6 protein-coding genes, 1 tRNA gene and 1 pseudogene are annotated in these 14,478 nt (G+C 45.8%); 3 read left to right on the top strand and 5 right to left on the bottom strand.

The annotated features are described in order from the left end of the window. The first annotated feature begins 27 nt into the window (after positions 1-27). From DWV53_RS01310 to DWV53_RS01300, 3 genes are all read left to right on the top strand, one after another. Entirely contained in the window at positions 28-1,242 is a 1,215-nt protein-coding gene (locus tag DWV53_RS01310) for a cysteine desulfurase (RefSeq protein WP_118151121.1), read from the top strand. Between the two features lie 91 nt (positions 1,243-1,333). After that, the gene (locus DWV53_RS01305; RefSeq protein ID WP_118151119.1) at positions 1,334-3,424 is read left to right on the top strand and encodes a hypothetical protein; all 2,091 of its coding nucleotides are present in this window, start codon (positions 1,334-1,336) and stop codon (positions 3,422-3,424) included. Positions 3,425-3,457: 33 nt separating this feature from the next. Then, the gene (locus DWV53_RS01300) at positions 3,458-4,066 is read left to right on the top strand and encodes a ribonuclease HII (protein ID WP_118151117.1); all 609 of its coding nucleotides are present in this window, start codon (positions 3,458-3,460) and stop codon (positions 4,064-4,066) included. A gap of 177 nt (positions 4,067-4,243) precedes the next feature. Here DWV53_RS01300 and DWV53_RS01295 read toward each other — a convergent pair whose 3' ends face one another. The 5 genes and pseudogenes from DWV53_RS01295 to DWV53_RS01275 form a co-directional block, all read right to left on the bottom strand. Continuing rightward, positions 4,244-6,697 carry a hypothetical protein gene (locus DWV53_RS01295; RefSeq protein ID WP_147468713.1) on the bottom strand — a complete coding sequence of 818 codons (2,454 nt, stop codon included), beginning with the start codon at positions 6,695-6,697 and terminating at the stop codon, positions 4,244-4,246. A gap of 25 nt (positions 6,698-6,722) precedes the next feature. After that, a complete protein-coding gene (locus DWV53_RS01290) occupies positions 6,723-8,771 on the bottom strand; it encodes a RagB/SusD family nutrient uptake outer membrane protein (RefSeq protein ID WP_118151114.1) in 2,049 nt (682 codons plus the stop codon). A 34-nt stretch (positions 8,772-8,805) separates the two neighbouring features. Next, positions 8,806-12,094: pseudogene (locus tag DWV53_RS01285) on the bottom strand (SusC/RagA family TonB-linked outer membrane protein). A 457-nt stretch (positions 12,095-12,551) separates the two neighbouring features. After that, complete coding sequence (locus tag DWV53_RS01280; RefSeq protein WP_118151112.1) at positions 12,552-14,126, bottom strand: glycoside hydrolase family 28 protein; 1,575 nt, start codon at positions 14,124-14,126, stop codon at positions 12,552-12,554. 232 nt (positions 14,127-14,358) lie between these two features. After that, a tRNA-Leu gene (locus tag DWV53_RS01275) sits at positions 14,359-14,443 on the bottom strand. Positions 14,444-14,478 lie beyond the last annotated feature (35 nt).

Genomic DNA, 14,478 nt, shown 5'->3' with positions numbered 1-14,478 from the left:
TTTTAAAGGAGTTAAGTTCTTAAAAATATGTATGATATCAATCAAGTAAGAGCAGATTTCCCGATTTTATCGAGAAAGGTCTATGATAAGCCATTGGTGTATCTGGATAATGCGGCAACCACGCAGAAGCCATTGTGCGTGCTCGATGCCATGCGCGACGAGTATCTCAACGTAAATGCCAATGTGCATCGTGGCGTTCACTATCTCTCTCTGCAGGCTACCGACCTTCATGAGGCAGCCCGCGAAACCGTGCGCAAGTTTATCAATGCGCCTAAGGTTGAGGAAGTCATCTTTACCCGCGGTACTACCGAAAGTCTGAATCTCGTGGTTTCATCGTTCAGCGATGCCTTTATGAGCGAGGGCGACGAGGTGATTATCTCTACCATGGAGCATCACTCCAATATCGTGCCTTGGCAGTTGCAGGCTGCCAAGAAGGGAATCGCCATCCGAGTAATCCCTATCAACGATAAAGGTGAGATTAACCTCGATGAATTCGCCAATTTATTTACCGAACGCACCAAAATCGTGAGCATTGCCCAGGTAAGCAACGTGTTGGGTACGGTGAATCCGGTAAAAGAGATGATAAAGATTGCTCATGAGCACGATGTGCCTGTCATGGTGGATGGCGCTCAGAGTACTCCTCATTTTGCTGTGGATGTACAGGATATGGATTGCGATTTCTTCGCTTTCAGCGGACATAAGATTTATGGTCCTACCGGTATCGGTGTGCTTTACGGCAAGGAAGAATGGCTCGACAAGTTGCCTCCTTATCAGGGCGGTGGCGAAATGATTGAGAGTGTAAGTTTCGAAAAGACTACTTTCGAGAAGTTACCTTTCAAGTTCGAGGCTGGTACTCCTGATTATGTAGCTACCCATGGTCTGGCAAAGGCCATCGATTATGTTTCAGCGCTCGGCATGGATAACATTGCCAAGCACGAGCAGGAACTCACCCGTTACTGCATGGAGCAGATGCGAACCATCGATGGAATCAGACTTTTTGGTGAACAGGAGGGCAAGGATGCCGTTGTCAGCTTCTTGGTTGGTGATATTCATCATATGGATATGGGCACCTTGCTCGACCGTCTGGGCATCGCTGTACGCACCGGTCATCATTGTGCTCAGCCTTTGATGGACCGTTATGGCATTCTGGGAACTGTTCGTGCCAGCTTTGCCTTGTACAATACCAAGGAGGAGGTTGATGCGCTTGTAGCAGGCGTAAAACGCGTTTCTCAGATGTTCTAAAAACTTTTATATATAATGATTCCCCATTTCTATGATGGAATTGGGGAATTATTGTTTTTATATTTACATAAAACAACCTAAAAACAAACAAATGAAAAGAATATTTTTAAGTGCTTTTCTGTTGGTTTCCTTGAGCCTTTCTGCTCAGAATATAGATAGAAAGCAGGTAGTAGAGAGGAATAATCCTCATGTAGTGACGATGGATTCGTTGAATTCTCTGTCTGTGGGTAATGGTGGCTTTGCCATGACTGTCGATGGAACCGGCCTTCAGTCTTTCCCTAAGTCTTATTCCAAGGGCGTTCCTTTGGGTACGATGAGCGATTGGGGCTGGCATTCATTTGCCAATCCTGAGAATTATAAACCGGAAGAAAGTTGGCGTTATTATGACTATGGAAGAGGAAGAAAGGAGCCATACGCTACCCAGATTAAGGAAGATAAGAGAAAGAAGGCTGCAGGAGATTGGTATCGTGTCAATCCTCATCGTCTGCATTTGGGTACATTGGGACTTTCTCTGGGGTCTGATCCTAAGAATATACAGCAGGTTAACCAAATTTTGGACATGTGGGATGGAATGATTAAGAGCAGCTTTATTTATCATGGTCGTGCTTATCAGGTGGAGACCACTTGTCATCCTGAGCTGGATATGATTGCTACTCACGTCCAGTCTAAAGGTTCTATTGCATTTGATATCCGTTTTGCTTATCCTACAGGCGGTCATTGTGATGATGCTTGCGATTGGAATAAAGATCATCTTCATTCCACAATGCTTGTTTCACAGGATAAGAATTCTGCCGTATTGAAACGAACTATCGATGAAACCGTCTATTTCGTGATGTTAAGATGGCAGGGTACAGCTAAACTCAAGCAGAAAGGCAAGAACTTCTATCAGCTGCAGTCAAAGTCTGCTGACTTGAAGTTGACCTGTGAATATGCAGAGCAGATATCTTCTGAGAGCAAGACTTTTGCTGAGGTTGCGGATGCAGCCAAGGCTTATTGGAATCGCTATTGGCAGAAAGGAGCGATGGTAGATTTCGGACAGTGTAAGGATCCTCGTGCTCAGGAGATGGAGCGCCGTGTAGTGTTGAGCCAATACCTGCTGGCTATTCAGGATGCAGGTGAAACTCCTCCTCAGGAAACCGGTCTTACCTATAATTCCTGGTTTGGCAAATTCCATTTGGAGATGATTCTCTGGCACCAGGCACAATTTGCCTTGTGGGGACATCCTGAATTGTTGGAGCGTTCTTTATCCTGGTATTTTAAGGCTGAGCCGAATGCCCGCAAGATAGCCCAGCGACAGGGATTCAAGGGAGTAAGATGGATGAAAATGACCGATCCGGATGCAGGAGAGGCTCCTTCTAGTGTGGGAAGTTTCCTGATTTGGCAACAGCCACACCTGATTTATCTGGCGGAATTGCTTTATCGTGCTGATCCTTCGCCTGCCATCTTGCAGAAATATGCGAAGTTGGTCGATGAAACCGCTGAATTTATGGGCGACTTTGCAGAATATGATAAGGAGAAAGACCGTTATATTCTTCGTGGTTGTATTGCTGCCCAGGAAACCTTACCTGCTGCAACAACCGTGAATCCTCCTTTCGAACTCAGTCAGTGGCATTGTGCCTTGAAAATTGCGCAGGAATGGCGTGAACGCCTAGGTAAGGCTCGTGATGCACATTGGGACGACATTATAGCTAAGATTTCTCCTCTTGCATCTAAAGACAGTTTATATCTTGCTGCAGAAACCGAGCCTGATACCTATACCAAGGTTCGTATGTTCAGTGATCATCCAGCCGCGATGGGCGCTATCGGTCTGTTCCCATATAATAGTAGAATGATTGATTTTGCCAAGATGAAGAAGACCGAACAGTGGATTTGGAAGAATTGGAAATGGAATACTTCCTGGGGCTGGGATTATCCGATGATGGCTATGGGAGCTGCCCGCATGGGAGAACCGGAGAATGCAGTAGGTGCTTTGCTGATGCACCAGCAGAAGAATACTTATCTGGTAAGCGGTCATAACTATCAGGATGCCCGTTTGCGCCTTTATCTTCCTGGCAATGGCGGTTTGTTGATGGCTGTAGCCATGATGTGTGCCGGCTGGGATGGCAGTATTCATCCTAATCCGGGTTTCCCGCAGGATGGCAATTGGAATGTGAAATGGGAAGGCTTGAAGCCTTTGCTTTAATAATAATAAGATGTATCATCAAGAATAAAGAAAATGTTAGAAAGTCATTATTATAAGGATATGATAGAGGCTGGCTGTGATGAGGCTGGCCGTGGATGCTTGGCTGGCAGCGTATATGCAGCAGCCGTTATCCTTCCGCCCGGTTATCAGAATGCCGAATTGAACGACAGTAAGAAGCTCACCGACAAGAAGCGCAAGGCGCTCCGCGAGCAGATAGAGCGTGATGCCGTAGCTTGGGCTGTTGGCATTGTTACGCCTGAAGAAATCGATAAAATCAATATCCTCAACGCCAGTTTCCTGGCTATGCACCGAGCCCTGGACCAGCTCAAGGTTCGTCCGGAGGCAGTTATTGTGGATGGCAACCGTTTCAAACCCTATAAGGATTTGCCTTATACAACCATCGTAAAAGGCGACGGCAAGTATCTGGCAATTGCTGCGGCAAGCATCCTTGCCAAGACCTATCGTGATGATTACATGGATGCGCTGGCAGAAGAATACCCACAATACGATTGGAAAGGCAACAAGGGTTATCCTACCAAGAAGCATCGTGCTGCCATCAGGGAATTTGGAGTTACCCCATATCATCGCATGAGTTACAATCTTTTAGGCACTGGCGAATTGAGTATAGATTTCAAGGATTAGAGCCTGCAGATATGCCCCTTTTTATGAAACAGGCTTCGATGGTCAATGAAACAGGCTTCGTTTGCCATTGAAGCCTGCTTCATTTTTTAGGGCAGTTTTGATAAAAAGTAAGAGGACGAACCTTCACAGGCTCGCCCTCTTTGTTTTTTATTAAATATGTATATCTGATAATATAATTTAGTAAGTCAGATCACCACTCTTTACTGTGTGGTTCTTGCCACCATCCCAAGACTTACCAGTGCGCCAGCGTGGGTCACCGATTTCCTTGGTATAGATAGGATGTCTCTTCACCTTGTCTGATGCATTATAGTAGAAACCACTGATGTCTGAGTAACGGTAAGCATCCTTTTGGAACTTCTCCTTGGCATTTACTGTACCGATAGTCCAAGGACTCTTGAAGAGCTCGCCAGCCTCAAGCTGGTAGCCTACAGCGTCTGCCTCATTCTTGTTATGATTGTCACCAAACTTAATTTGGGTTTCACCCATACCACCAACGTTAAGGGCTCCCTTGTTGTAGCCGGCACCAGTCTTAGAGTTAGAGAATGCGTTCTGCATGAACATACCATCCAGGAGACTTGTCTTAGGATCTGTAGATGATTTATACTTGTCGTAAGCAGGAACTACGGTAGAGTAGTTGTCTGCGAAGTCGTAAGAAATATCCTTGGTATCGATGATCATACCCTTCTGGAAGTAGTCACGGGCACCATCATTCTTGTTACCGGCAAATACGAAGAGGTTCTTCTTGCAGGTAATCTTAGAACCACCTGGAGCATACTTGATTTCGAACATCAAACCGTGGCTCTTGTTGTTAGAGCGTGGTGAGAAGTTGACGAATGTATTGTTAGATACATTGATGTTCCATGTTGTACCATCAGGCCAAGCCAGGTTCTTTGCCTCTGTAATCAAGGCGTGGCGTGGACTGTTGATGATGGTATTATTGGTGAAGGTCAAATTCTTGTAGAAGTTTGACTTGCGGTTGTTACCTGGACCTGCGAACCAAGAGTAGCCACGGCCATTGGTATCATAACCACCTTCATCGTAGAATACACAGTCGTTGACGGTCAACTTCTCGATAATCTGACGGTTAGGACCTTGGAAACGGATGAAACCACGAACGTGACCACTGAATGTACATCTTTCGATACGAAGTTCAGCGAGTGAGAATGACAATCCCTGGCTGTACATATTCATGAAGTAGTTCTGGGTAATGGTACATTGTGGATTACCGCCTTCTCCCTTCTGGTCAAAGTAGTTGAACCAAGCCATAGGGTGGAAGTTGATGTCCTGCATGATGATAGGCTGGATAGCCAATGTCACACCATTCTCTGCACCAGTACGTGCATTGCGGCACAATCCCCAGTTCACTGCATTTGCTGCAGTCTTAGCCTCGCTCTTGTAACCGATTCCCTGGAGAATGGTTGCACGCCCCTTACCTGCAGCAATATCTGCAGGATTGGTTGCAATGGTAAAGCCCTTGGTCATTTCAACTGTTGAAGAGCAGTAGTATGTCTTGCCGCCTTCCAGATAGAATATCTGACCTTCAGCTATCTTGCTGTCAGACATATAGTTGGTCAGGATGGTATCGATACGGGTAGCAACAAGGTCCTCGCAACCGAAGATTTTACCCTTCTGCAAGCCCATGTTCTGCAACAAGGTATCGCGCTTTGCCTCTTCTGCTGTATTTGCCTTGATGAGGATAGGTTCACCGGAATCACCTGGCATACGGAGCATGGTGGAGTTGTACTGGCGGTCGTAGTAGCGCTTGATGTGGTTGTTCTGTCCGCTTACGATATAAGCAGCGTTAGATTCCAAACCTTCAATATGTACACGGCCAGCGGCACGCTGTTCTGCAGTAGGTTTGATGATGTGTTCTGGAAGCTGTGCATTATCAGCTGATGGAACCACGCGGATTTCATCGAATACCCACTCTCCATCCTTTACCTCTGCACCCGCCTTGAAGAACTCCTTGTAATCCTTCTCGTAATCGCCTTCTGTCTGTGGTTGGAAGCATACATCCATAGAAGTCTTGGTTACATTCTCTGTCCAGAATACGCTTGGTACATCGTAGCGCATACCTGTTGTCAAGGCACCGGTCTGGTTACGGTCATCATCACGTGACTGGTCTACCTGATGAGAACCATCACCCATACCAAACCACTTAGAGTTATGAGGATTGTTCAAATCGTTTCTGTCAACGAGTGCACGGATGGCATACAGATAACCTGTGCTATATTGCAAGTCTTCGTGCAGGAAAGAAAGCTGGTCTGCAGTCAAAATGGTATCCAGAAGATTTGGATTTTCCTCCTTGTCCCATGAGGTTCCCATTACTTTTCCTTTCAATTCGTATGCATCTGCACCATCTACACCATACCAGAACAGGCGCATATCATTCACGTGTGTACTTGCCTTATAGCCATGCTGCTGCAGGTAGAGTGCGATGTTTGGATCCACTCTTGAAGCAATGTCACAATAATAGGGAGTGGTTTTTGATGCCGTGTTCTGTGTATTGCGGAACATAGGCATAGGCAGACGGTCTGCGTCTGCATCGTTGTAACCATCGTCGTCTTTGCATGAAGCAAAGAACGACATGGTTGCAGCTAATATCATTGAAAATATAAATAATTTCTTCATATCTTTTATGATTCTAAGTCATTGATTAATAACCATAATAATTCTTGTACTGTCCCAGACTGCGGCTTATTACATCTTTTGGAATTGGCAGGATGTATCTTACAGATGGGAGAGTCGACAAGTCAACTTCGCTACTGTACTCAGGAATGTTGGTTGTCTGCATAACGCCCAGCTGGTCGATGTAGATGTAACCTCTGATAGAGCATCTGCATTCTGGTTTTGCTATACCAGTTTCCTCATCGAGCCAGTTAAAAAGATATGCTCTCTTCCAGTCGGCTTCTCCACCTTCCTGAGGCATCAGCTTACCGTTGAGTCCCCAGTTCTCCCAAAGGTTATCGATACAGAAGTCATCGCCCTGAGTCTTGTAAACCTCAATGATACCGAGGCTGGCATCTGTATTGGCGAAGTTGAATACCTCAGGATAGTTGGCTGCATTATACTTCTCTGGGTTTTCTGCTACCTGCTGGTTCCACTGAGCTCTTGTACGGGTTCTGTAGAAGAAGTCGTTTGGTAAATCATTGAAATTACCATCTACGTCGTAGCTGTCGTCACGGTCGCAACCCATACCATAATACTTCCAGAAGTTCTTGTAGAGCACCTGGCTGTAGAGGTTCCAGCGAACAAGATCCTTCCAGCGGATATTCTCACCGCCAAATTCCCAGGCACGCTCGTCAACGATAGCCTTGAAGAACTCATCCTTGGTACCGAGTGCACTTACATAGCCGTCTACCTTTTCAGCCTTGTTGGCTGCACCACGGAACGCACGTTCACGAACCTGCTTCAATGCATTCTTGGCTGCATCGGTAGGACCGTTCAATTCGTTTTCTGCCTCTGCATACATCAGGAGAACGTCAGCATAGCGCATGTATGGGAAGTTGATACCGGTATTGCCTTCAGAGGTATTACCCTGAGTATGACTTCTGTCCCAAAGCTTAGACCACTTCAGACAGTAGTTGGTATATGAATTCTGCAATGCTGCAATACCGTTGTAACCGTATGACCAGTAGCCTACAGTATTGCGGCGTACGTCTTCCTTGTCAAATGTGAAACGATAGAAAGCATTCAAACCTACGCTACCACTCATCTTACCCCAAGGGTGATCGGTATCGCCGGCACTAGAGAAGTCAGCCTTAGGACCTTGGATATAACCGATGTTTCCGTTTACATTCTGTACGAATGGAATTTCGAAGATGACATCGTCGTTGCTTACAACTGCATAGTTACACTCATCGTTGAATACCTTCATATAGTCGTTGGTCAACGCATGAGTACCTTCCTGGATAACAGAATCAGCGTATGTACGGGCAATCTTGTAATAGTCCTCATAGTCAGCAGCACGCTCCATGGTACCTGCAGCCTTTGTATCTTCGCCATGGCGGAGAGAATAACCGGCACGGAACATAGAGATACGGGCAATGAGAGACCATGCAAACTCCTTAGAGCAGCGCTCTACGCCTTCTGTGATTTCCTTAGCCTTCTTCATCTTAGGAGCAGCCTGCTTCAGGTCGTTGATAAGAGCTGTAAGAATCTCATCACGGGTTCCCATAGGCATGATCAGTGATTCCTGGTCGTAAGTACGAGTGAAGGTGAAAGGAATATCTCCCCAGAGAATCACCAGGTCGAGATAGTTCATAGCACGGATACACTTTGCCTCACCAATCATCTGGTCGAGGTCTGCATTGCCGTAGAGTGAAGATTTCTCTGCAGCGTTTACAAAGTTGTTGGCACGTTCGATAGTCTGGTAAGCCGCATCCCAAGTACCCTTGATGCTACCACCGTCAGCCTCACCGTCAAACTGCTTCCAGTCGTTGTGGCTTACGCTCTTTATTTCAGCTTTTGAAGTAGAGAATTCTACATCGCTGTTGAAGTTGAAGGTTGTGAGGTATGCATTGCCGTATGTGTTACTGCTACAGGTAGACTGGTAAACCGCATTCAATAAGCGGTCGGCTTCTTCTGTACTGCTGAACACTTGTTTGTCGGTCACCTTAGAAGGAGCGTCTACATCCAAGTAGTCGTTGCAGGAAGACAAGCCTGCCAGCAACAGACTGCACATCAATATATTTTTAATTTTCATATTGTATTTCCTTATTATATATTATATACCTAGTTTAGAATGAAAGGTTCACACCGAAGAGGTAGCTGTGGCTACGTGGGTAGCGGTTCCAGTCAACGTTAGGTGTCAAGCCATTCTGAATGTCAACTTCTGGGTCATAGCCTGAGTAGCCGGTGATGCAGAAGATGTTAGAGCCTGTAACATACAAACGGAGGCGAGAGATACCCCACTTCTTTGTAAGGGTTGTAGGCAATGTGTAACCGATAGTCAAGTCGTTGAGACGCAGGAATGAACCATCTTCTACGAAGTTAGAGAGTGTGTAGTTCTTGGTTACATCCTGTGGGTTCCACAATGTCTTACCAGCATTGAGCTCTTCGTAAATATCGAGGTAATCGATGTGCTGTGAATTGCCCAACAAGCACTCGTTGAGGTTGTAGATACTCTTGGTTCCATCTGCATTCTCGATGTAGATATCTCCATGATAAACCCAACGGTTGTTGTAGTCAAACTTCTTCAATACGTTGCGAGGATTGGTCTGGCTGGCACCATTTGCTGATGAAAGCTGGTATCCGGTAGCGTTAATCACGTCGAAGTCGAGCATGTAGGTGAAGTTGGCAGTGAAATCGAAGTTCTTCCACTTTCCTGACAAACCGAAACCACCCTGTACCTTAGGGTTGGTATTACCTACTACAGTACGGTCGTTGATGTCAATCTTGCCATCACCGTTGATATCCTTCAGCTTGATGCGGCCAGGCTCTGTACCAAACAGACCTGTTACGGTTGGTTTCTCCTGTACACCTGGGTTTTCTGCCAGATAGTCGGCATCATTTGCTGCGTATTTGAATCCATTTCTGTGGAATTCGTTGAAACCATAAAGGCCTTCGTATACATAACCATAGATAAGACCTACTTCCTTACCCTCTACGAGGCGGAAGTTATCCTCTGAATCCCAAGACTTACCAGGGATGTAAGCATCTGTACCGTTAATCTTCTCTACCTTGGTCTTGTTCATACCCATGTTGAAGTTAGCAGAGAGAACATAGTCCTTACCGCGGAGGATATCGCCATTGATAGAAAGTTCGAAACCCTTATTAGATACACGACCTACGTTCTGCCACTGCTGTGAGTAACCGGTTGTGGTAGGAATCTGGCACTTGTAGAGCAAGTCGCGTGTGGTGTTCCAGTAAACTTCAGGAGTAAGCGTAATGCGACCCTTGAAGAGAGAAATATCAGCAGCCAGGTTGCGGGTTACGGTAGTCTCCCACTTAATCTTGTTGTTAGGGAACAAAGCGTCTGATGCATAATACTTGTCACCATTCTGGGTTGTTGTGCTCTCGCCCCAGCTAGGACCACCCTGTGCATTGATGTTATACTGATAGCGCCAACGGTCATCACCGATGTTGTTGTTACCTGAAAGACCGAAAGCTGCACGGATCTTCAACTGATCAACAACGTCCTTGTTCCACCAAGACTCCTCAGAGATAACCCATGCGCCAGAGATAGAAGGGAAGTAACCCCACTGGTTACCTGGAGCGAATCGGGTAGAACCATCGGCACGCATGGTACCTGAGAGCAGGTACTTGTGCTTATAGTTATAGTTGATCTGACCGAAGTATGATGCGATACGGTTAGGAGTTGTTACGCTTGATGTGCTACCGTATGCAGAACCCAGCCCCATGTTGTTGAAAGCATATCTTGGTGATGTGCTCTGTGGGAAATAGCGGGATGCCTGATAGTTGGTTGTGGTTTGTGTATGCTGAACCTCCTGACCGAGCAAGAAAGAGAAATTATGCTTCTCCTTCAGGGTTAAGCTATAGTTCAGGGTATTTGTCCATGTATACTTAAAGCCACGGGTGTTTGTAATCTGAGCCACAGGCATGTTCTCGTTCTTGGCAGCCTCATCTGTCAGATAGCCGTAGAAACGGTTGTTGTCTGAGAATGACCAGAACTGGGCAATGTCTGAACGGAAGGTCAGGTTAGGAATGATTTCCCATGTGAGACTAGCCTGGTTGGTGAAACTGTAAGAATGCTTCAGCAGATAATTCTGATTGATGTCGTCCAAAGGACTAGCCAGCTTCCAGTAACGTTCTACCGAGAAATCCTGCCACTCGTCATCATAGTTGGTAAACTCACGAAGACCATTGGTTGGTTTGTAGTTCAATACGCCCACCAAACCACCTGTACCGATGCCGCTGGCACCTGCACCGAGGTCACGACGATATGTGAAACGAGGGTTTACCAGGAGGTTAACGTTCTTAGCCAACTTGACATTGATCTTGGTGTTCATATTGGTACGGCGAACACCGGAATTTGAGATGATACCATCCTGATTGTGCTGGGTGAGAGAGGTGCTGAAACGCAACTTCTCGTTACCACCATTCACGGTAACATTGTACATCTGGGTCAAGGCTGGGTCGCCCATCAACTCATCTTGCCAGTCGTGGGTAGTCTTTGTCTTGTAGATGTCAATATCGTTAGGGTTACCGAAGTCACGGCGGAAGGCGTGCTTCTTGTCGTTTTTGTCATAGGTTCCATCCAACTGATACTTAACGAATTCGTAAGTATCCAGCATGTCCTGCTTGCCTGCCAGCCAAGAGAGCTGACCATAGGCGTTGAAATCAACCTTCACCTTACCAGCCTGTGCAGATTTAGTAGTAACGATAACTACACCATTACCACCTCGTGCACCATAGACAGCGGTGAGGGAAGCATCCTTCAGAACGTCGATGCTCTGAATATCGGTAGGAGGGATGTCGTTGATGTTGTCAGCCTGGAATCCATCGACGATAAACAAAGGTTTAGAGTCCTGGGAACTTGAGATGGCTGAACCACCACGAATACGGATATTGATGTCGGCACCAGGAGCACCATCGACTGTGGTAACCTGCACACCGGCAATCTTACCTGCCAATGCCTCAGCAGCAGAAGCCACTGGAACAACAGCAAGCTTTTGTCCAGAGATTGAACCTACAGAACCGGTGAGGTCCTTGCGGGCTTTACTTGTATAACCGACAACGACAACTTCGTTGAGCTGACTGTTGTCATCCTTCAATACGATGGTTTGGGCTTGCCCCCCCCACTTTTACCTCTTGTGCCACCATACCGATGTAAGAGATAACGGCAGTCCTGCCGGCTTTCAGGTTGAGCGTAAAATTACCATCGATGTCAGTAACTGTGCCATTCTTAGGGTTTCCCTTTTCAATGACAGATGCTCCGATCACTGGCTCGTTGTTAGAGTCCAGCACGGTACCTTTCACGACATTCTGTGCGAGGACAGAAGATGGTGTTAACACCATTGTCGTTACTAGGCAGACTTTACACAATTTTTTGATTGCGTTCACCATGTAACTAACTTTTAAAATTTTACTATTTGTTTTTGTTTATGTAAATTAGGCCTTTAAGCATGCTACACATTATATATAATATATAGGAGCCTATTACCAGAATTTTCTTCAATTATTTATTGCGTCTTCTAACATCTGAAAAAAACTTCGGCTGAATCTATATAAAAGAATCCAAGAGGAAAGTTTCTTAAGTTTAAATTTCTAGGTTGCGTCATTTATTTATCGACTACAAAAGTATAAAAAAGATTTAATACTACCAAGAAAAAACTAAATTATTTTAAGAAAAAGCGTGTTTTTTTCTTTTTGGGGCAAAAAGTGTAGCCTTTGTAAGGAAATAGTTGCTGATAAAACTAAAAACAGGCTGTCGGAACTTTGTGCTCCAACAGCCTGTTTCTTCTTTGTTGTTTCTGACAGATACAGCGGATATTCTTATCTGTCTTATCTTGTCAGAACGAGATTAGAAATCGAGGGTAATACCCTTCTCGTCAATCTTCTTGTATGTCTTGTCGTTGACAGTCACATTTTTCGAGTTCTTAGCATCGAAGGTGTGATTCTTTGCACTAACCTTGATGTTTTCGAGCTTCACGCCGTCAGTACGGTTGATGACGATACCATACTCAGCATTGTTTACCTCCATATCCTTGATGTGGATGTTGCTTACCGGCATCTCTGGGAGGCCGTTGAAGTAAGCTGCACGGCGGGCTGTGCGGCAGATGACATGGTTGATGTCGATATTGCGGAAGCAAGGTGTTGTCTCATCTACCTTGAACTTCTGTACCTTCTGGCTCTTAGCCTCATCGCCATCGTTGAGAACCTCAACGGCAGACTTGCCACCGTAGTAAAGGTCAAAGGTGATGACATCTGTCTGAATATCAAACATTGACATGTTGTCGATATAGATATTCTCTACTACGCCACCACGACCGCGGGTACTCTTGAAACGGAGACCTACATCGGTGCCGAGGAACTGGCAGTCGCTCACCTTGATATTCTTTACGCCACCGCTCATCTCGCTGCCAACAACGAAACCACCATGACCCTTGAATACGGTACAGCCGTTTACGATGACATTCTCGCAAGGAATGCCGCGCTTTCTTCCGTCAGCATCCTTACCGCTCTTGATACAGATACCATCATCGCCTACATCGAAAGTAGAGTTGACGATAAGTGCATTCTTGCAGCTCTCCAGGTCAAGACCATCACCATTCTGAGCATATGAAGGGTTGCGGACCAATACATCTTCTATAAGAACGTTCTCGCACATCAGCGGATGGATGTTCCATGCAGGTGAATTCTGGAAGATGACACCATTGAGCCAAACGTTCTTGCAGCTTACGAGACTGATCATTACAGGGCGGAGGAAACGCTTGATCTCGTTCCATTCTTCTTCTGAAGCTGGAGTTTTAGGCACATTCATGTTGGCACTGTTGTCTGCCTTCAATGCACCTTCTGATGGGAACCAGTAGTCGGCTCTCTTGAACGCACCGCCACGTGAAGTAATCTGCTTCCACTGGGCATCGGTAACCTTCTGCTTCTTCAATGGGCGCCAGTATTCTCCGTTTCCGTCGATGCAACCCTGACCGGTAATTGCCACGTTGGTAAGATGATGACCAGAGATAGGCGACTGGCAGCGGCGTGTATCCAGACCCTCAAACGATGTTTCTATAAAAGGGTAGAGGGTATCATCTGGTGAGAAAAGGATGACTGCACCTTTTTCGAGATGCAGGTTGATATTGCTCTTCAATACGATAGGACCTGTGAACCATACGCCCTGTGGAACGATGAGTTTGCCGCCGCCTTTCTGAGTCAGCGCATCGATAGCCTTGGCAAAGGCTGTGGTACAGAGAGAAGAGCCATCGCCAATGGCACCAAAGTCCTTGAGATTTACCTCATTGGCTGGGAATTGCGGACGGGTCACCTTCTCCATCTGGAATGGTAGATTCTCGTAAAGAGCATCATACTTCTTGATGTCGGTTGCCTGGGCACTTAGCGCCAACAAGCAAGCACATACCATGCTAAAAAATTTCTTCATCTATTTTTTCGGTTTGTTGGGTTATTATATATAAGTTATTTCTTCTGCAAAGATAAATATTATCTTTTGAAAAGCCAAAAATAGTAAGGCTTATTCTAAATAAATCGCTGTAAACGTTTTCGTGAAGTGGGGGATATGATAGGATGTAAGTGGGTAGATATGCAGGGATAAATGTGTATATATACAAGGTATATAAACGAAAAAGGGAGAGAAGTAAAACTTCTCTCCTTTTTGGTACCCAGACCCGGGATCGAACCGGGATGGATTGCTCCACTGGTGTTTGAGACCAGCGCGTCTACCGATTCCGCCATCTGGGCAAATACCACCTTGCTTATTTGCGGTTGCAAAGGTA

The sequence above is a fragment of the Segatella copri genome, from assembly GCF_003465495.1.
In the GTDB taxonomy this organism is placed as follows: domain Bacteria; phylum Bacteroidota; class Bacteroidia; order Bacteroidales; family Bacteroidaceae; genus Prevotella; species Prevotella copri_G.
Note: the sequence above shows the minus strand (reverse complement) of the source record. Positions and strands in the feature narration are given on the sequence as shown.

Coding starts and splice junctions, on each gene's coding strand:
- DWV53_RS01280 (WP_118151112.1), bottom strand. CDS start 14,126: ATGAAGAAATTTTTTAGCATGGTATGTGCTTGCTTGTTGGCGCTAAGT.
- DWV53_RS01300 (WP_118151117.1), top strand. CDS start 3,458: ATGTTAGAAAGTCATTATTATAAGGATATGATAGAGGCTGGCTGTGAT.
- DWV53_RS01310 (WP_118151121.1), top strand. CDS start 28: ATGTATGATATCAATCAAGTAAGAGCAGATTTCCCGATTTTATCGAGA.
- DWV53_RS01290 (WP_118151114.1), bottom strand. CDS start 8,771: ATGAAAATTAAAAATATATTGATGTGCAGTCTGTTGCTGGCAGGCTTG.
- DWV53_RS01305 (WP_118151119.1), top strand. CDS start 1,334: ATGAAAAGAATATTTTTAAGTGCTTTTCTGTTGGTTTCCTTGAGCCTT.
- DWV53_RS01295 (WP_147468713.1), bottom strand. CDS start 6,697: ATGAAGAAATTATTTATATTTTCAATGATATTAGCTGCAACCATGTCG.